General features: G+C 69.9%; 20 protein-coding genes. 9 read left to right on the top strand and 11 right to left on the bottom strand.

Annotation, left to right across the window (positions count from 1 at the left end; translation table 11 throughout):
• Positions 1-176 precede the first annotated feature (176 nt).
• The 4 genes from Mth01_RS12095 (at position 177) to Mth01_RS12080 (ending at position 2217) form a co-directional block, all read left to right on the top strand.
• Positions 177-557 carry a hypothetical protein gene (locus tag Mth01_RS12095; protein WP_204015900.1) on the top strand — a complete coding sequence of 127 codons (381 nt, stop codon included), beginning with the start codon at positions 177-179 and terminating at the stop codon, positions 555-557.
• The gene (locus Mth01_RS12090) at positions 554-916 is read left to right on the top strand and encodes a hypothetical protein (RefSeq protein ID WP_204015899.1); all 363 of its coding nucleotides are present in this window, start codon (positions 554-556) and stop codon (positions 914-916) included. The genes Mth01_RS12095 and Mth01_RS12090 overlap by 4 nt, the downstream gene beginning before the upstream one ends.
• Positions 913-1080 (top strand): hypothetical protein, encoded by a 168-nt coding sequence (locus Mth01_RS12085; protein WP_204015898.1) that lies wholly within the window; start codon positions 913-915, stop codon positions 1078-1080. Before Mth01_RS12090 ends, Mth01_RS12085 begins: the two co-directional genes overlap by 4 nt.
• A gap of 72 nt (positions 1081-1152) precedes the next feature.
• Positions 1153-2217: a DUF4192 domain-containing protein gene (locus Mth01_RS12080; RefSeq protein WP_204015897.1), complete on the top strand. Its 1065-nt coding sequence runs from the start codon at positions 1153-1155 to the stop codon at positions 2215-2217.
• A gap of 26 nt (positions 2218-2243) precedes the next feature.
• Here the strand turns inward: Mth01_RS12080 and Mth01_RS12075 are convergent, their stop codons facing one another.
• Entirely contained in the window at positions 2244-2594 is a 351-nt protein-coding gene (locus Mth01_RS12075) for a hypothetical protein (RefSeq protein WP_204015896.1), read from the bottom strand.
• 169 nt (positions 2595-2763) lie between these two features.
• Here Mth01_RS12075 and Mth01_RS12070 point away from each other — a divergent pair, with 169 nt between their 5' ends.
• Positions 2764-3345: a DUF1707 and DUF4870 domain-containing protein gene (locus tag Mth01_RS12070; RefSeq protein WP_204015895.1), complete on the top strand. Its 582-nt coding sequence runs from the start codon at positions 2764-2766 to the stop codon at positions 3343-3345.
• Between the two features lie 20 nt (positions 3346-3365).
• Here the strand turns inward: Mth01_RS12070 and Mth01_RS12065 are convergent, their stop codons facing one another.
• From Mth01_RS12065 to Mth01_RS12040, 6 genes are all read right to left on the bottom strand, one after another.
• Positions 3366-4892, bottom strand: coding sequence for an ATP-dependent DNA ligase (locus Mth01_RS12065; protein ID WP_204015894.1), 1527 nt, complete (start codon positions 4890-4892; stop codon positions 3366-3368).
• A gap of 49 nt (positions 4893-4941) precedes the next feature.
• Positions 4942-6408 (bottom strand): glycosyltransferase family 39 protein, encoded by a 1467-nt coding sequence (locus tag Mth01_RS12060; protein ID WP_204015893.1) that lies wholly within the window; start codon positions 6406-6408, stop codon positions 4942-4944.
• A 156-nt stretch (positions 6409-6564) separates the two neighbouring features.
• On the bottom strand, positions 6565-6939 hold the full coding sequence (locus Mth01_RS12055) for an FKBP-type peptidyl-prolyl cis-trans isomerase (RefSeq protein WP_204015892.1): 375 nt from the start codon (positions 6937-6939) through the stop codon (positions 6565-6567).
• Positions 6940-7028: 89 nt separating this feature from the next.
• Positions 7029-7448, bottom strand: a complete 420-nt coding sequence (locus tag Mth01_RS12050) for a type II toxin-antitoxin system VapC family toxin (RefSeq protein ID WP_204015891.1) — start codon at positions 7446-7448, stop codon at positions 7029-7031.
• Positions 7445-7690, bottom strand: coding sequence for a FitA-like ribbon-helix-helix domain-containing protein (locus Mth01_RS12045; protein WP_204015890.1), 246 nt, complete (start codon positions 7688-7690; stop codon positions 7445-7447). Before Mth01_RS12045 ends, Mth01_RS12050 begins: the two co-directional genes overlap by 4 nt.
• 142 nt (positions 7691-7832) lie before the next feature.
• On the bottom strand, positions 7833-9272 hold the full coding sequence (locus Mth01_RS12040) for a GuaB1 family IMP dehydrogenase-related protein (protein WP_204015889.1): 1440 nt from the start codon (positions 9270-9272) through the stop codon (positions 7833-7835).
• Positions 9273-9377: 105 nt separating this feature from the next.
• Between Mth01_RS12040 and Mth01_RS12035 the strand changes: the two genes are divergently transcribed.
• Positions 9378-9842 carry a GyrI-like domain-containing protein gene (locus Mth01_RS12035; protein ID WP_204015888.1) on the top strand — a complete coding sequence of 155 codons (465 nt, stop codon included), beginning with the start codon at positions 9378-9380 and terminating at the stop codon, positions 9840-9842.
• Between the two features lie 48 nt (positions 9843-9890).
• Here the strand turns inward: Mth01_RS12035 and Mth01_RS12030 are convergent, their stop codons facing one another.
• Entirely contained in the window at positions 9891-11039 is a 1149-nt protein-coding gene (locus tag Mth01_RS12030) for a CaiB/BaiF CoA transferase family protein (protein WP_204015887.1), read from the bottom strand.
• A 273-nt stretch (positions 11040-11312) separates the two neighbouring features.
• Between Mth01_RS12030 and Mth01_RS12025 the strand changes: the two genes are divergently transcribed.
• Positions 11313-12683, top strand: a complete 1371-nt coding sequence (locus Mth01_RS12025) for an FAD-binding oxidoreductase (RefSeq protein WP_239089596.1) — start codon at positions 11313-11315, stop codon at positions 12681-12683.
• A 46-nt stretch (positions 12684-12729) separates the two neighbouring features.
• Entirely contained in the window at positions 12730-13989 is a 1260-nt protein-coding gene (locus Mth01_RS12020) for a class I SAM-dependent methyltransferase (RefSeq protein ID WP_204015886.1), read from the top strand.
• Positions 13990-13997: 8 nt separating this feature from the next.
• On the opposite strand, the gene Mth01_RS12015 is transcribed toward Mth01_RS12020, so the two are convergent.
• The 3 genes from Mth01_RS12015 to Mth01_RS12005 all read right to left on the bottom strand — a co-directional run bounded on the left by Mth01_RS12015 (position 13998) and on the right by Mth01_RS12005 (position 17544).
• Positions 13998-15524: a long-chain-fatty-acid--CoA ligase gene (locus Mth01_RS12015; protein ID WP_204015885.1), complete on the bottom strand. Its 1527-nt coding sequence runs from the start codon at positions 15522-15524 to the stop codon at positions 13998-14000.
• Between the two features lie 111 nt (positions 15525-15635).
• On the bottom strand, positions 15636-16574 hold the full coding sequence (locus Mth01_RS12010) for a hypothetical protein (protein ID WP_204015884.1): 939 nt from the start codon (positions 16572-16574) through the stop codon (positions 15636-15638).
• 85 nt (positions 16575-16659) lie between these two features.
• The gene (locus tag Mth01_RS12005; protein ID WP_204015883.1) at positions 16660-17544 is read right to left on the bottom strand and encodes a hypothetical protein; all 885 of its coding nucleotides are present in this window, start codon (positions 17542-17544) and stop codon (positions 16660-16662) included.
• Positions 17545-17697: 153 nt separating this feature from the next.
• Here Mth01_RS12005 and Mth01_RS12000 point away from each other — a divergent pair, with 153 nt between their 5' ends.
• Positions 17698-17856, top strand: coding sequence for a hypothetical protein (locus Mth01_RS12000; protein ID WP_204015882.1), 159 nt, complete (start codon positions 17698-17700; stop codon positions 17854-17856).
• Positions 17857-17964: the final 108 nt, after the last annotated feature.

Here is a 17964-nt window from a genome sequence, read left to right as displayed (position 1 = left end):
CTCGCTGCAGGTCCTCCCAGAACAGACTGCGCATCGACTCACCCTCGGAGAAATAAACGTAACGTTCGTGTTACGACCAAGGCCTGGTGCGCTGATTGCCCGTTCGTCCAACGCGAACAGAGTGAGTAACGGGGCGCTAGCATCGAAGCCGACCAGAGCGGGGCGAGGAGGATGACATGGCGTACAGCCCGATGACCCTGGCTGACCTGGCAACACGTCTGGTTGCGAGCGCGGATGTCAAGATCCGCTGGAAGCTCGTGTGGGAGTTCCTGGAGGAATACCGCTGGGAGACTCCAGATGTCCAACCTTCGCTGCTTCACGCCGAGCCGGAAACCGTGGGCGACGAACGATGGGACGCCTTGTTGGCCGCGATCGCCGAGCATCTCGCCGCAAAGCATGACCTCGCCCCGCCGTCGTGGACCGTGCTACGGGTCCTGCGTCATCCCTGGTTCCCTGCGGAGTTGGTCAGCCAGCGCATGGACGCGCTCGTGAGGGCCCCGGCCGCGTTTCGCAAGCATGGGGTCTACCTGTCCAGCAGAGATCTTGAGGCGGCATGACCGAGACAAACGATGCTCTGCTCGGCAGAGCAGAACTCGAGCGGGCTTTCACCGCGCTGGGAGAGCGGTTGATGCGCCGGGGCGTCATAGCGGATCTCTTCGTGGTGGGTGGGGCTGCCATGGCGCTTGCCTATGACGCAGTCCGGGTCACTCGCGACGTCGATGCTCTGTTTGTGCCGCATGGAGTGGTTTTGGAGGAAGCTCGCCACGTTGCTGAGGACCTTGGATTGCCCCCGTGGTGGTTGAACGAGCAGGCCAGTGTCTACATTTCGGGGAAGGACGATCCGGGAAAAAGAAGGGTCTTTGACCACCCGGGTCTCCGGGTTATGGCGGCGTCGCCGGAACAATCTTCGCGATGAAGGCGATGGCCGCCCGGACCCGTGATGTGGATGATCTTCGGCATCTCGCAGAACTTGCCGACGTCACGTCTGCCGAGGATGCGATCCGGCTATGCGAGCGGTTCTTTCCTGGAGAAGAAATCTCCCCCAGGGCGCGGGCGATTCTGACCGATTTGTTTGGTTGAGGTAACACGGTTTTCCACAGAGCGGCGTTCGGTGGGGAGGCGGGGGGAGCGGGTGGGGCACGCTTTGGCCCCATGACCGCTATGCCGAAGCTCGTGCTCTCCACCCCGGCGGACATCCTCGCCGCCGTGCCGTACCTCATCGGGTTCCATCCCGCCGACAGCCTCGTCGTCACCGGCTTCGCCGGGAAGGCGCTGCGGCTGAGCACGCGGTGGGACCTGCCGCCACGGCCGGGGGACCTCGACCGGATCGTCCCGCTGCTGCGGCGGGAGCAGGTCACGGTGGCCCTCCTGGTCGGGTACGGCCCGGGCCACCTCGTGACCCCCGCCGTCGACCAGGTCATGCGGCTGCTCGCCGCGGCAGGCATCGGCCTGGCCGAGGCTCTGCGGGCCGACGAGGGCCGCTACTGGTCGTACGCGTGTGCCGACACCGCCTGCTGCCCAGCCGAGGGCACGCCGTACGACCCCGCGTTCAGCCGGGTGGCCGCCGAGGCCGTCATGCACGGGCTGGTCGCGCTGCCAGACCGCGGCAGCCTGCGGCGCTCGCTCGAGCCGTCCGGTGGACCGGCGATGCGGGAGCTCACCGGGCGCGTCGCGACCGAGCTGCGAGCCAGGCTGGCCGGGACAGGCGTGTCCACCGACGGATTCGCCGCCCGGTTCGTCGCCGACGGCCTGGCCCGGGTCCGCGCCGCGATCGAACGGTACGCCTCCGGCGGCCGGCTGGACGACGACGAGGCGGCCCGCCTGGGCTTCGATCTCACGGTCATCCGCATACGCGACGAGGCGTGGGCGCTGCTCGACGACCGCGACTCCCACCTCACCCTGTGGCGGGACCTCACCCGGAGGCTGGAGCCGCGATACGTCGCGCCCGCCGCCTCACTGCTGGCCGCCGCGGCCTGGCGCGAGGGAGACTGCGCGCTGGCGAGCATGGCCGTGGACCGGGCGCTGGCCGCCGACCCCGGCTACTCCATGGCGATCCTGCTGCGGCAGGCCCTGGCGCATCTGCTGCCACCCGCCGCGCTGCGCGACCGCATGCCCACTCCAGAGGAGATCGACATCGAGATGGGTCCGCCGAACTCGCGATGGCTGATGCCGTTACGCGCCCTGCTGGGAGAGGAGCCGACCGCGCTGGCGGGCTGAGCCGCCGCTCTGCAGGCCGGCGCGTGCTACGCGAGCTCGTCGCTCTCGGCCTGTCGGCGCCGTTCGTTGTAGGCGCGCATCCGCGCGGGATAGCCGGTGAGCTGCACGTCGTAGACCGGCAGCGCGAGATCCCGGGCGACCTTGCCGATCACCGCGGGTGACCCGACGCGGCGGCGGGTCCATTCCCCGTCGTGGGCCACGGCGACTGCCGTGGTCTCGGTCGCGAAGGTCTCCGGCTCGACGTAGAACTCGACGCCGCGCCGCGTCTTGGCGAACTCGATGAGCGCCTCGATGTCCTCATCGGTCGCCGCGCGGTCGAACTTGGCCACGCGTGGCCCGCGCCGTCGCCTGAGGCCATAGCGATCTCGCCATCCCATAGCGCTTTTATACCGCTTCGCGATCACGAACGCGTTAAGTTCGTCTCCCATGGACTTCTCGGGGCCAGGTCCGGGATTTCCCTGATGCCTGCTCCGCCCCGCCGGCCCGAAGATGGATGCAGACTTGATGTAGGGCCATTGACGGCCACTGACGGAAGGCGATGCTTTGATGCCGGCGGCAGCGACACCACGTTGGCAGGGGCGCGGGCCCGTGCCGCACCCCCAGCTACGCGTGACCGACGCGGACCGCGATCAGGTGGTCGAGCACGTGAAGGCGGCCTTCGCCGCGGGCAGACTCGACAAGATCGAGATGGATGAACGGCTGGATCGTGCCATGACCGCGCGCACGCATGCGGACCTCACGCCGATAATGGCCGATCTTTACGGCACGCGTCCCGCCTATGTGCCGCCCCCGTCGGCGTACACGGGGCCGAGTGATGAATCCCGCGACCGTCTCCTCGGCGCCGGGGCGCATCTGCTGTCGCTGGCCGGCCTGTTCGTGATCGGTCCGCTGATCATCATGCTGGCGGCGGGCAGCAGTTCGCCCTATGTCAGGAGACACGCGGTGGAGGCGCTGAACTTCCACCTCACCCTGTTCGGCGCGACGATCCTGCTGCCGTTCACCATCATCGGCATCCCCCTGATACCGGTCTATTGGATCCTGTGGTTCGTGCTGTCCATCGTCGCCGGGGTGTCGGCTCTGTCAGGAGGTGAGTTCCGCTACCCCCTGACGATCCGACTCGTGAAATGAACCTGTGAAATGAGCACCGCTCAGGGCAGGAGCGCGCGGACCGTCTCGACCGTGTCGGCCTCATCGGGCCGCTTGTCCGGCCGGTAGCGCAGCACGCGGGCGAACCGCAGTGCCATCCCGCCCGGATAGCGGCTCGAGCGCTGGACGCCGTCGAAGGCGATCTCCACGACGAGCTCGGGTTTGACCGTGACCACCCAGTCGTCGGCGGGGCCCTCGGCCAGTCGCAGGAACTGCTCGGTCTGCCAGCTCAGCAGTTCGTCGGTCAGGCCCTTGAAGGTCTTGCCGAGCATCACGAAGCCGCCGGTCTCGGGATCGAGGGCACCCAGATGGAGATTGGACAGCAGTCCCTGGCGCCGGCCGCTGCCCCATTCGGCGGCCAGCACCACGAGGTCCAGGGCGTGCCGCGGCTTCACCTTGACCCAACCGGCTCCGCGTCGGCCTGCGGCGTACGGCGTGCGCGGTGACTTCACCACGACGCCCTCGTGGCCGCGCCGCAGCGCGTCGGCGAAGAACTCCTCGCCCTCGTCGGCGTCGGCGGTGACGAGGCGCGGGGTGATCAGCTCGGCCGGCACGGCGGCCTCCAGGGCGCGGTGCCGCTCCTCGTCCGGCAGGTCGAGCAGGTCGGTCCCCCGGACCCGCAGCGCGTCGAAGAAGAAGACGCTGAGCGGCACGGTCTTTCGGAGCGCGTCGACCCCGATCTTGCCGGCGACCCGGCCTGAGGTGACCTGGAACGGCTCCGGGCGGCCGTCGGGCCGTAGCGCGATCACCTCGCCGTCGAGCACCAGGTCGGTGTCGGGCAGCGCGGCGACCGCCTCGACCAGTTCGGGGACCTGAGAGGTGATGTCGTCGAGGCCGCGGGTGAACACGGTCACCTGGTCGCCTCGCCGGTGGGTCTGCACCCGCACGCCGTCGAGCTTCCACTCGATCGCGGCCGGGCCGCCGATCTTCTCCAGCGCGGCGGTGACGCTCGGCGCGCTCTGCGCGAGCATCGGCGCGACCGGGCGGCCGACCTCGAGGCGGAACGCGCGCAGCGCCGTCACGCCGCCGCCCAGCGCGGCCGCTCCCACCGCCGGCAGCCAGCCTCGCAGGGTCAGCGCGCGGCGGACCTCGGCCGCGAGCACGTCCGCTGCCTTGGCGATCGCCTCGACCATCACACCGCCCTGCGCCCCCTGGCGGAGCTCACCCATCAGCAGCCGTTTCAGGAACGCCTGCTCCTGCCGGGTCACCGCGGCGAAGAGCTCATTGAGCAGGTCCCGGCGCGCGGCCTGCGAGCCGGGGCCGGACCGGGACCCGATCCGTTCGAGCAGCGCGTCTACCTGGGTGAGGGTCGCCGTCGCGACCTGACGAGGCTCGGGCAGATCACGCAGGCTGCGCCAGCCGACGCCGATCTGGCGCTGCCGCAGCTCGCCGGACAGATAGGCGATCGCGATCTCGGCCTCGTCCGGCCCGACCCGGCCCAGCAGCTCGGCCAGGTGCCCGATCTTGGCCGTGCGCGCTCGGTCCGCGGCGACGGCCGCCGACGTGCGGGCGAGGTCGATCAGCAACACAAAGTAATCCTGCCTCACGACCGCCCGATCCGGCCATGGCGGGTGGGGGTCAGCTGTAGTGGCGCATGGCCGGCCACAGCTCATGCCATGGCCGGAGGGGATCACGGCAGATGGTGATCGGCCTGCCCTGTTCCTCGCCCGGCATCCCGTTCAGGTTTGCCGCGACCGAGCAGCGGGCGAACCCATCGGTCGGATTGAAGCCGACGACGATCACGGTCCGGGCGCTCTCCGGCGGCGGACCCCACCACCACAGCTCGTTGTGCGGGCTGTGGACGGGCGGCAGCCCGAACTCGCCCGCCCACCGGTCGAGCGCCCCCGCCTGTCCGTAGTTCGAGGCCAGCAGCACCGCATCCGCCCGCTCCGACGCGGGAAGTTCGCTCACCACCCGGCCGACCTGCCGGGCGAGGTCGCGCATCCCGACGGACTCGCGGGCCACCTCGTTCATCGCGGCGACCGGGGTGCCGCCGAGTGAGGCGGCCGGGATGACGGGCAGCGCCGTCACGACCGCGATCACCGCGCTGACGGCCAACGCGGTCACCAGCGTCCGCCGCCAACGCCAGTCGGCGGCGACGACGCAGCCGGCCGCGAACAGATAGAGCAGGAACCCCGCCGTGTAGTCGGGGCGGCCGCCGGAGTACAGCGTCAGCGCGCAGCCCAGCGGGTACGCGATCGCGAACGCCCGTGTCGTGCGGCCGCGCCATAACCTGAGCCAGCCCGCGACGCAGATCACCGCCTGGGGCGGGCCGAGCAGCACGAGCTGCAGCGGCACGAAGGCGATCCGGTTGTCCGTGCCCTCGACGCCGCGCAGGGCGTCGGCCATCTGGAGCTGCGGCCAGTCGTGCGTCGCCTGGTAGACGAGATTGGGCGCGGCGATCACGATCGCCAGCAGCGCGCCGATCCACAGCCGCCGGTCCCGCAGGACCTCGCGCGGGCCGGCCGCCAGGACGCCCACGCCGACACCGCCCAGCAGCAGCACGATCAGGTCGCGGTTGTACGTGGCCGCACCCGCGATCACGCCCACCGCGAGCCAGTACCGCCCGTCGCCCCGCACGAGCACCCGCGCCAGGCACAGCGCGGCCGCGGCCCACACCAGCATGTCCGGGGTGAGCGTCAGCAGCGCGTGCCCGGCGATCAGGGGAAAGACCCCGGTGGCGGTGCCGGCGGCGGCCAGGAGCTGTGCCGTACGGCTCCCGCCGAACTCGCGGGCGATGAGAGCGACGAGCACGACGATGACCCCGGCCGCCAGGGCCGGGAAGATCCGCAGGGCGACGACGGTGTCGCCGAAGACCGCCGTGGACACCCGCGCGATCATCGGAGTGAGCGGCGGCGTGTCGAAGTACCCCAGCTGAGGGTGCTCGCCCAGCAGCCGGAAGTACAGCTCGTCGCGGTGGTAGCCGTACCAGGGACTGACGGCGAGCAGCACCGCGACGACCGTCAGCGCGATCACCGCGATCGGACGCCTGGCGAACGGGGGGAGCTGACGGATGGCGGGGGCGAGGTCGGCGGCCGTGGTCATCGGAACATCATCGACGCCAGGAGCCCGCCCGCGCCAGACCGGGTCCCGCCAAACCAAGGTCCAGCCAAACCAAGGTCCCGCCATGCCGGAGCCCGTCTGCTTGGCTTCGATCGGGCGGGTTCGATCGGGCCTGGATCCGGCCGGGCCTGCGGACTGTCAGCCGACGCCGAGCAGATCGACGACGAAGATGAGCGTCTCGCCCGGCTTGATGACGTTGCCCGCGCCGCGGTTGCCGTACCCGAGGTGCGGGGGGATCGTGAGGCGGCGCCGCCCGCCGACCTTCATGCCGACCACGCCGCGGTCCCACCCGGCGATGACGCGGCCGCCGCCCAGCGGGAACTGGAACGGCTGGCCCCGGTTCCATGACGCGTCGAACTCCTCGCCGGTGGAGAAGGCGACTCCGACGTAGTGCACGGTGACGTTCTGCCCCGCCTGGGCCTCGGGTCCGTCTCCCTCGACGAGGTCGACGATCTCCAGGTCGGCGGGCGGTGCGCCCTCGGGGAAGTCGATCTCGGGCTTCTCCGCTGTCACGTGCGTCTCCTGTCCTCTCGCGCCGGGGGCTTCCGGCGGAGATCGACTCTACCGGTCGGACCCGCCCCGCCGCGCCCATCCCGGCCGGGTCAGCTCTGGCCCCAGGGGTCGATGGTTTCGATCCCGGTGTCGTAGAAGTCCTTGAGGTTGCGGGTGGCCAAGGTGGCCCGGTGGGCGCGGCAGATGGCGGCGATCTGGGCGTCGAACCCGTCGATCGGCGTGCCTGCCCGTTCCCGGGCGCTGACGACTGCCGCGTACAGCGGGGCCGCCGGTGCGTTGAAGGGCAGTACCTTGTCGGCGAAGGCGTCGAACACCTCCTCCGCGGTGACCGCCAGCAGTTTCTTGCGGCGCCCGTCGGGCAGTCGCTCGATGCCGTAGCGGATCTCCGCCAGAGTGATCGAGGTGGTGTACAAATCACGTCCGGTTTGTGATCGGATCCACTGCACCACCGTCGGCGCCGGTGCCGGCCTCATAAGTTCCGACACCACGGTGGTATCGATGACGATCATGACGCGAAGTCGGCTGCGCGTGGCGGCGTCGCCCGGGCCGGCAGTTCTAGCTCGATGCCCCCGAGGGCGGCGAAGCGGTCCAGCAGCGTGGTGAACAGGTTCTCCGGGGTCTCCGGCTCGGCCACCGCTTCTTCGAGGATGGCGCGGGCTTCAGCCTCCATCGATCGACCGTGGCGAGCCGCTCGCATGCGCAGACGACGTTTCACCTCGTCGTCGAGATTACGGATGCTGAGTGCAGCCATCCAGGTCACCTCCTGATAGCAATGCTAGCATCAGGTAGTCGTCCGATGGCGGGTTCGTCAACGTCCACGGGTAGTGCGGTCGTTGCCTGACCGCACTACCCGTCAGGGGATGGTCACGCCTGTCCCGGCCGCGAGGGCGGGGTCACCAACTCTGGTGGAGCGGCATGCCCTCGCTGTATCCGGAGGCGCTCTGCACGCCCACGACGGCCCGCCCGTGGAACTCCTCCAGGTCGGCCGCGCCGGCATAGGTGCAGGACGACCGCAGGCCCGCGACGATGGCGTCGATCTGGTCCTCGACGCTCGGCCGCATCGGATCCAGGTACATCCGCGACGTCGAGATGCCCTCCTCGAACAGCGCCTTGCGCGCCCGCTCGAACGGCGAGTCCTCGGCGGTGCGCAGCCGTACGGCACGGGCCGAGGCCATGCCGTAGTTCTCCTTGTAGGCGCGGCCGTCGGGCGCGATCCGGGTGTCTCCCGGCGACTCGTACGTCCCGGCGAACCACGAGCCGATCATCACGTTGGACGCGCCGGCCGCGAGCGCGAGCGCGACGTCGCGCGGATGGCGCACGCCGCCGTCGGCCCACACGTGGCGGCCCAGCGCGCGGGCCTGCGCGGCGCACTCCAGCACGGCGGAGAACTGCGGCCGGCCCACGCCGGTCATCATCCGGGTGGTGCACATCGCGCCCGGCCCGACGCCGACCTTGATGATGTCGGCCCCCGCCTCGACCAGGTCGCGCACGCCCTCGGCGGTGACGACGTTGCCCGCCGCGACCGGTACGTCCGGGCCGAGCGCGCGGACCGCCCGGAGGGCGGAGATCATCTTCTCCTGGTGGCCGTGGGCCGTGTCGACCACGAGCACGTCCACGCCCGCCTCCAGCAGTTCCTTGGCCCTGGCGGCGACGTCGCCGTTCACGCCGACGGCGGCGCCGATGCGCAGCCGGCCCTCCGCGTCGACCGCCGGCCGGTACAGCGTGGAGCGCAGCGCTCCCGTACGGGTGAGGATGCCGACCACGCTGCCGTCTTCGTCGACGACCGGGGCGAGGCGGTGGCGGCCCTCGTGCAGCGCGTCGAACGCGGCCTGCGGGTCGATCCCGCGCGGCAGCGTCTGCGGCGAGGCCGACATGACCTGGGAGAGCTGGGTGAACATGTCCACCCCCTGACAGTCGGCCTCGGTGACGACGCCGACGGGGCGGTTCTGCCAGTCCACGACGATCACCGCGCCGTGCGCCCGCTTGGGCAGCAGGCTCAGCGCCTCGCCGACCGTGCGGTGGGCCGTCAGCGTGATCGGGGTGTCATGGACCAGGTCTCGGGCCTTCACCCATTGGACGACCTCGGCCACCACGTCGATCGGGATGTCCTGTGGGATGATCGTGATGCCGCCGCGGCGGGCCACGGTCTCCGCCATGCGGCGTCCGGCCACGGCGGTCATGTTGGCCACCACGACAGGGATCGTGGTGGCGGTGCCGTCGTTCGTCGAGAGATCCACGGCAAGGCGTGACCCGATCGCCGATCGGGACGGCACCATGAAGACATCGCTGTACGTGAGATCGTAGGGCGGCGTCACATCATTTAGGAATCGCACGTTTGTCCAGCCTATGTGGTGAGCGGTCGTAATCCGGCATTCCCGGCCCGGAACGAGGGGAGCCCCGGGTACCGGATACATTGACCTCGCTTGAGAGGAGAAACCGTGATCATCGTTGACCGGGCGGAGGTGCTCGTCGTCGGCTACGCCGTACGGACGACCAACGTCGCTGAGGCCGACCCGGCCCGCGCCCAGTTGCCGGGACTGTGGGCGCGCGCGGGGGCCGCGGGAGCGTTCGCACATGTGCCGGGCCGGGTCGACGAGCACCTCTACGCGGTGCTGACCGACTACGAGAGCGACCACCACGGGGCGTACACCCAGATCGTCGGCATCGCCGTGCGCACGGCGGCGCGGCTGCCCGAGGGCATGGTCGCCGTGCGGGTCCCCGGCGTTCCGGCCATGCTGTTCGAGGCGCGCGGCCCGATGCCGGGTGCGCTGCTCGAGACGTGGCAGCAGGTGTGGAAGCACACGGAGTCGGGCGGCGCCCCCGCCCGCGCCCACACCACCGACCTCGAGGTGCATCATCCCGGGGGTGTCGACCTCTACGTCGCGGTCCTGCCGTCTTTCTGAGAATCCTGACCCGAAACCCTGACCCGGCGTCCTGACCGAGAATCCTGATCAGGCCAGCACTCCGGCCGCGCGCAGTGCCTCGGCCTCGTCGTCCGGCAGGCCCCACTCGGTCAGGTCGTGGAGCCGGATGGCCGGGGCCAGATGGTCTCCGTGTCCCCCCTGTCGTTCACTGCCGAGCAGGCGCGGCGCCGGGGCCGGTTGCAGGACGCCGCCGATCTCCAGGAACGTCTCCCGTGCCCGGTTGTGCGGATGCGCCGCGGCCTCGTTCATGTCCAGGACGGGGAAGACGCAGGCGTCCGAGCCCTCGAAGGCCTGCTCCCACTCGGCCCGGGTTCTGGACCGGAAGGCTGAGGTGAGCCGTTCGCGCAGCTTCGGCCAGTTCGCCGGGTCGTCCCGGTTCGGCAGCTCCGTCATGTCCACCAGCCGACCCATCCGGTCGAGCATCTCCGCCCAGAACTGCGGTTCCAGTGGCCCGACCGCGAGGAACCCCCCGTCGGCCGTCTCGTACGTGTCGTACATCGGCGCACCGGTGTCCAGCAGGTTGGTCCCGCGCGGCCCCCAGTGGCCGCCGGCCACGCCGGCGTAGAACATCGCGAACAGGAGCGCGGCGCCGTCCACCATCGCGGCGTCGATCACCTGGCCTCGCCCGGTGCGCTCGCGTTCGAACAGGGCGAGCAGCACGCCGTAGGCCAGCATGAGGCCCCCGCCGGCGAAGTCGCCGAGGATGTTGATGGGCGGAGTGGGCTTGCCGCCCGCCCGGCCCAGCAGCGACAGGACCCCGGAGATCGCGATGTAGTCGATGTCGTGCCCGGCGGCCGGCGCGAGGGGCCCCCGCTGACCCCAGCCGGTCATCCGGCCGTAGACCAGCCGCTCGTTCACCGTGTGCAGGTCGGCCGGGCCGATCCCCAGCCGTTCGGCGACGCCCGGCCGGAACACCTCGATCACCACGTCGGCCCCGGCGGCCAGCTTCTTGAAGGCCGCGACGCCCGCGGGTGACTTCAGATCGAGCCCGATCGTGCGCTTGCCGCGGTCCATGACGTCCCGGCGGGGTCTGTCGTCGACCGCCCCGACCCGGTCGATCCGCAGCACCCGCGCGCCGTGGTCGGCCAGCATCATGCCGGCGAACGGCCCGGGCGCCAGGCCGGCCAGTTCCAGCACGCGCACCCCGGCCAGCGGGCCCCTCCGGGGCTCTTCCATGATGTCCTCCGCGCTCGGTTGCTCCGGGTCGTGTTCCAACGCGCCCAGTAGAACATGCTTCGGTCGGCCCGGGTCATACGGATCCCGGTGATCGGGTCTGTAGATCCGGGCCCGGTACCGGCCGGCGAGTCGAAAAGAGATACGATCACCCGGATCCCCCTGGTTCGCAGGCGATCCGGAGAGTTTTCACGGGCGTAACGTGTCAGCTCTGGTCTGCGAAGTTCTCGGGGGATAGCGTTCAAGAGGCGATCTCGCGATCCAGGGGGTGGTTCCATGCCAGACCGCACGGCCAGTATGACCGCCCATACGAAGGCAGTCGAGCAGATCAGGGAGTCCTACGCGGCCATCCCGCAGGATGCCGCGCCCCGCCTCGCCAAGGCCACCACGAACCTGTTCCGCTTCCGTACGCCCACGAAGACGGCCGCACTGTCCGCCCGTGACCTCGACCAGGTGATCCAGGTCGATCCCGCGAGCATGACGGCCGAGGTCCAGGGGATGACCACGTACGAGAACCTGGTCGACGCGACCCTGCCGTACGGGCTCATGCCGTACGTGGTGCCCCAGCTCAAGACGATCACGCTGGGCGGCGCGGTCACCGGCCTCGGCATCGAGTCGACCAGCTTCGCCCGCGGCCTGCCGCACGAGTCCGTCGAGGAACTGGAGATCCTCACCGGCGACGGCCGTGTCGTCGTGGCGCGGGCCGAGGGCGAGCACGCCGACCTTTTCCGCGCCTTCCCCAACTCCTACGGCACGCTCGGCTACGCCCTGCGGATCCGCATCAAGCTGCTCCCGGTCAAGCCGTTCGTACGGTTGACCCACATCCGGTTCGCCGACGCGGACAAGTGCATGCTGACCATGCACGAGATCTGCGAGAGCCGGGTGCACGACGGCGAGCCGGTCGACTTCGTCGACGGCACGTACTTCGGGCCGAACGAGATGTACGTCACCGTTGGCACGTTCTCGGACCGCGCGCCCTACACCTCCGACTACACCGGCATGCGGATCTACTACCAGTCGATCCGCAACCGCTCCCGCGACTGGCTGACCATCCGCGACTACCTGTGGCGATGGGACACCGACTGGTTCTGGTGCTCGCGGGCGTTCGGCGTCCAGCAGCCGCTGGTCCGCTCGCTGGTGCCGCGCCGATTGCTCCGCTCGGACGTCTACCGCAAACTCGTGGGGCTCGACCAGCGGTATGGCCTCACCGCCCGCGTCGACCGCTGGCGCGGCAACCCCGTGCAGGAGTCGGTCATCCAGGATGTGGAGGTGCCGGTCGAGCGGGGCGCGGAGTTCCTCGACTTCTTCCAGCGTCAGGTCGGCATGACGCCGGTGTGGATGTGCCCGCTCAAGGCCGCGACCGAATGGTCGCTGTATCCGCTGGAGCCGGGCCGCCTCTACGTCAACTTCGGCTTCTGGGGCATGGTCCCGTTGCCGCGCGGCCAGTTCGACGGCTACTACAACAGGCTGATCGAGCATGCCGTACACCGGCTCGACGGCCACAAGTCGCTGTACTCGACCTCGTTCTACGAACGGGAGGAGTTCTGGCGGCTGTACAACGGGGACGCCTACTGGCCCGTCAAGCGCGCGTACGACCCGGGCGAGCGGCTGCTCGACCTGTATGACAAGTGCGTCCGGGGTAGATAGGCGGTAACGCGACAGCCGGGACCCCAACAGCCGGGAGAGGTGCAGATTGTCTCTTGCGAAGATCTTCGAGAAGATCGTCGGTGCCGACACGGGCATTCGCCTGACCGCCTACGACGGCAGTGCGACGGGCCCGGCGGACGCCGACGTCACGATCGAGGTGAAGACCCCCGTCGCGGTGGCCTACCTGGCGCAGGCGCCGGGAGAGCTCGGCCTGGCCCGGGCCTACATCGCCGGGCACATCGATATCCACGGCGACACGTACACCCTGCTCGACCGCATGTGGTCGCTGACGTTGAACGACCTGCCGCTGCGCGCGAAGATCGACGCGGTCCGGTCGCTCGGCGTCAAGCCGCTGATGATGCGCGTCCAGCCGCCGCCGCAGGAGATGCGGCAGAGCACACTGGCGAAACTGGGCAGCCGCCATGCGAAGCAGCGCGACGCCGAGGTGATCCAGCACCACTACGACGTCTCCAACCGGTTCTACGAGTGGGTCCTCGGTCCCTCCATGGCGTACACCTGCGCGGTCTTCCCCAGCCACGACTCCACGCTGGAGGAGGCGCAGTACACGAAGTTCGATCTGGTGGCCAAGAAGCTGGACCTCCAGCCGGGGATGCGGCTGCTCGACGTCGGCTGCGGCTGGGGCGGCATGGTCATGCACGCGGCCAAGGAGTACGGCGTGAAGGCCCTGGGCGTCACGCTCTCCCGGCAACAGGCCGAGTGGGCGCAGAAGGCGATCGCCGAGGCCGGGCTGACCGACCTCGCCGAGGTCCGCCACATGGACTACCGCGACGTGCCCGAGACGGACTTCGACCGGGTGAGCTCGATCGGCCTCACCGAGCACATCGGCAAGGACAACCTGCCGTCCTACTTCTCCTTCCTGTACGGCATGCTCAGGCCGGGCGGGCGGCTGCTCAACCACTGCATCACCCGCCCGACCGGGACCGAGAAGACGTTCAACAAGGGCGGCTTCATCAACAAGTACGTCTTCCCGGACGGCGAACTGGAGTCCGTCGGCCACCTGATCCGCCAGATGGAGGACATCGGCTTCGAGATCCGCCACCAGGAGGACCTGCGCGAGCACTACGCGCTGACCCTGCGCGAGTGGTGCGAGAACCTCGACGAGCACTGGGACGAGGCGGTCGAGGAGGTCGGCCAGGGCACCGCCCGGGTCTGGCGGCTCTACATGGCCGGCTGCGTGGTCGGGTTCGAGCGCAACAAGGTGCAGCTCCACCAGGTGCTCGGGGTCAGGCTCGACGACGAGGGACGGTCACAGGTTCCGCTGCGCCCGTCCCTCGGCTGGCCCTGACCGCTGCCCTACCGCAGCTCGCGTTTGAGGATCTTTCCGGTGGCGGTCATCGGCAGGGCGTCGCGGAACTCGACGATCCGCGGGTACTTGTAGGCCGCCATGTTCTCCCGGCACCAGGCCACCAGCTCCTCCTCGGAGACGGAGGCCTGCGGGCCGCGGATGACGTACGCTTTGATCTCCTCGCCGTGGGAGTCGTGGGGGACCCCGACGACCGCGGCGAGTGAGACCGCCGGGTGGGTCATCAGGACCTCCTCGATCTCTCGGGGGTAGACGTTGAAACCCCCTCGGATGATCATGTCCTTGGCCCGGTCGACGATGTAGTAGTAGCCGTCCTCGTCGCGGCGGGCGATGTCGCCCGTGCGGAACCAGCCGTCCCGCATGACCTCGGCCGTCGCCTCCGGACGGTTGTAGTAGCCCTTCATGATGTTGTGCCCGCGGATGGCGATCTCTCCGATGTCGTCGACCGTGTTCCAGTCGGCGTCGACGAGCCGCATCTCCACGCCCCAGATCGGAGTGCCGATCGAGCCGGCCTTGGCGGGCCTGCCCGGCTGGTTGAACGAGGCCACCGGCGCGGTCTCCGACAGCCCGTAGCCCTCCAGGATGCCGACGCCGAACGTCGCGGAGAAGTCCTTGAGCACCTCCACCGGCAGCGCGGAACCACCGGATACCGCGGTGACCAGGGACTTCGGCACGTCGGCCTGCCCGGTGCGTACCGCGGTGAGCATGGCCCAGTACATGGTGGGCACCCCCGCGAACGACGTGACGCTCTCCCCGGTCATGAGTTCGAGGGCCGCGGCCGGCTCGAACCGCGGCATCAGAACCACGGTCGCGTGCCGCCGGAACCCGGTGTTCATGACCACGGTCTGCCCGAACGAGTGGAACAGCGGCAGCGTGGCGAGGTAGACGTTCCGCTCGTGACTGGGGAACATCTCGTCGCTGACCATCGCGTTGAGCAGCATGTTCTGGTGGCTGAGCTCGGCTCCCTTGGGCTGCCCGGTGGTTCCGCTGGTGTAGAGGATCACCGCCGTGTCCTCCGCCGAGGTCGCCGCGGTCTCGAACGTCCCCGGCATGCCGTCGAGCGCCGCCCACACGCTCTCGCCGTACGGGGACTCGGTCGCGAGCGGCGTCGCGGGCAGCACGAAGAAGTGCTCGGCGCCCGCCGCTCCCTCGAAGCCCTCCAGGCCGCGTTCGCCGAGAGGCAACTCCGGCGTGCCCTCGAAGCAGAAGAACGCCTTCGCCTCGGAGTCGTCCAGGTGGTAGGTGATCTCCCTGGCCTGGAGCAGCACGTTGAGCGGAACGACGATCGCCCCCGCCTTGAGGATCCCGAAGTAGACGAACGGGAAGTACGGCAGGTTGGGGCAGGCCAGCGCGACCTTGTCGCCGCGGCCGATCCCGCGTGAGACCAGTAGGTTCGCGACCTGGTTGGCCATGGAATCGACGAGGGAGTAGGGCAGACGCAGGTCTCCGTAGACGACGGCCGTGTGGTCAGGGTGCTCCCTGGCGCTGTCCTCCAGCACGACGGACAGGTTCAGCATCTGCCCCTCCTCGTTTTCGATTTTCGGGTTCGCTTTCGGCAGGCCCGTATTCCGGCGCTATGTGCCGTATGGCCCATACCTACCGGTAGGTATCACACTCTGTGATGCAAGTCACCTAACGATCTGGAGTAGGCCGAGTCTCCGTGCCTGGGCGGGCTCGGCGAGCCGCTGCAGTTCCCGGCCGGCCGAGTCGAGCACGACCCACGTGTTGTGCGCGCGGCCCGCGACGCGGACCACCAGGCGGCCGTCCTCCAGGTAGAACGCGCCCAGCTTGGTCCCCTTCACCGGGATGGGCACGCGCTTGCCGGTGACGGTGTCGACGATCGTCGGGTTGAAGGCCGTCGGCCAGACCCCGTCGCCCCCGGGCGCGGCCGGCGACAGCGCGTGCACCACGACCTTCCTGCCGTCGGGCGACAGGCTCTGCACGTGGTTGGCCAGCTTGACGCCCTTGGCTCGCACGGATCTCCCGGACTTCAGGTCGAGCGTGTAGACGCCCTCGGTCGTCCCGGCGTACCCCGCGAGACGCCACCCGTCACCCGACCAGGCGAGATGGCAGACGCCGCGCGTCTTGCCCGCCTTGCGGGCGCCCGTCCCGTCCGCCCTCGCGATCATGAGTGGCGAGGCGTCGGCGTTGCTCCTGCCCAGGTACGCCACATGCGCGGAGTCGGGCGACCAGACCGGCGTGGCGCAGGGGGCGCCGGCGCCGGCGCCCTTGGCCACGACCTTGGCCGAGCGCCCGGCCTTGACGTGAACCCTGCCGTCCATCGTGATCCAGGCGAGCTTCTCGCCGTCCGGGGAGGCGGCGAACTGGAACGTGTCCGGCGCACCGCCCAGCTTGGTGAAGCCCCTGCCCGGCTCGTAGCGGCTGATCGGATAGCCCTTGCCGTAGCTCAGGTAGACGGCGACCCCCGCGAGCGGCTTCGGCGCCGCCGCACCGGCAGCGGAGGTGTGAGCGGAGGTAGTGCCGGCGAGGGCGGCCCCCGGGGTGACCACCGCAGGGATCGTGAGCGCGGCGGCCAGCGCGAGGCCGGGCAGGATGCGCGAGTTCATCAATTCTTCCTTTCGGCGTCAACACAGGGTTGGACGGCTCAACTCGCCGAAAGGTTCGCCCTGCCCCCGCCCTACTCCGCCCTGCTCACTGCCCGGTCGGGCGAATCGACCGGAAGATCGTGTTGATGTCGGGCAGCAGGTCGCCCTGAGTCTCGGGGACCGCCATGTAGACGACGGCGGGCAACTCGCCGCCGGTGTCCAGCACCGCCACCACGATGGTCGTCTCATCGACTCCCGAAGTGATCTTGTAGGCGGACAGCAGGCCGGTCCTGCCCTTGCGTGTCAGCTTCTGCTGGGCGATCTTGGTGGCCCGGTTGCCCCTGGGGAGCAGCGCCTGCCGCGCGTACTTGGCCACCGCGTTGACGACCGGGCCGAGCTTGTCCGGCGTCGTGTACTTCGCGGCCAGCGACTGCGACAGCGGGCCCCACATCACCTGGGCCTCCTGGTCTCCCGGGACCCCCGGGACGTACTGCCTGGCGGTGAATCCGTACTTGGTCTGAACGGTCTGGTTGTCCGGATCGAGCCGCCACTTTCCGCCGAGCTTGGGCACCATGATCCGGCCCGTCTGGTCGGCGATGACGCCGCTGACGGGCGAGGCCGTGCCCTTGAACCTCGGCAGGGTGGGGAAGCGCGACTGCGGCTTCGCGACCACCGAGGGGGACGGCTTGGCGGACGGCTTGGCCGGTTCGGCGTCGGCCTCGCTGGACGAGCTGAGCGGGCCGGCGACGAACGCCCATACCAGCACTCCGACCAGCGCGACGAGCACCGAGCCGCCCAGCGCGAACAGCCAGACCGGACGGCCGCCCTCGTCGTCCTCGTACTCGTCGATGGCGTCGTAGTTCTCCCCGAAGACCGTGTTCCACAGCTCCTGCTGCCGGTGCGCGGGCGGGGTCTTCGGCCCGCTGATCTGACCCGCCGTCACGAACGGCTTGTACGGATCATCCGGCGGCGGGGGAGGCGGTGGCGCCATCGGCGGTCCGGCAGGTGCCTGTGGCCGGGCGGCCTGCGGTTGGCCGGTTTGGGGGTGGCCAGTCTGGGGGTGGCCAGTCTGGGGGTGGCCGGATTGTGGTTGGCCGGATTGCGGTTGGCCGGTTTGGGGGCGTGGCCGAGGGCGGGTGGCTTGGTGATCGTTGTGCCGCCGGTGGTCGTCGTGTCCCTGGTAGCCGTTGTGTCCCTGGTAGTCGATATGCGCGGTGCGGTCGGGGTCCCCGGCCCGTCCTGGCCCGTGCTGACCTGGCCCGTGCTGACCTGGCCCGGACTGATCCGGGCCGGAGTGGGGTGAGGCCGCCATGAATGACCGGACCGTGGGCGTGAAGGGCGAGCCGCCGGGGTCCGAGCGGGGAATCTCGGGCCACGCGGGTGCTCGCTGCGGCTCGCTGTGGTCCGGCGG

The sequence above is a fragment of the Sphaerimonospora thailandensis genome (genome assembly GCF_016863115.1).
Lineage (GTDB): Bacteria > Actinomycetota > Actinomycetes > Streptosporangiales > Streptosporangiaceae > Sphaerimonospora > Sphaerimonospora cavernae.
The sequence above is the reverse complement of the archived record's forward strand: the minus strand, read 5'-3'. Positions and strand labels throughout refer to the sequence as shown.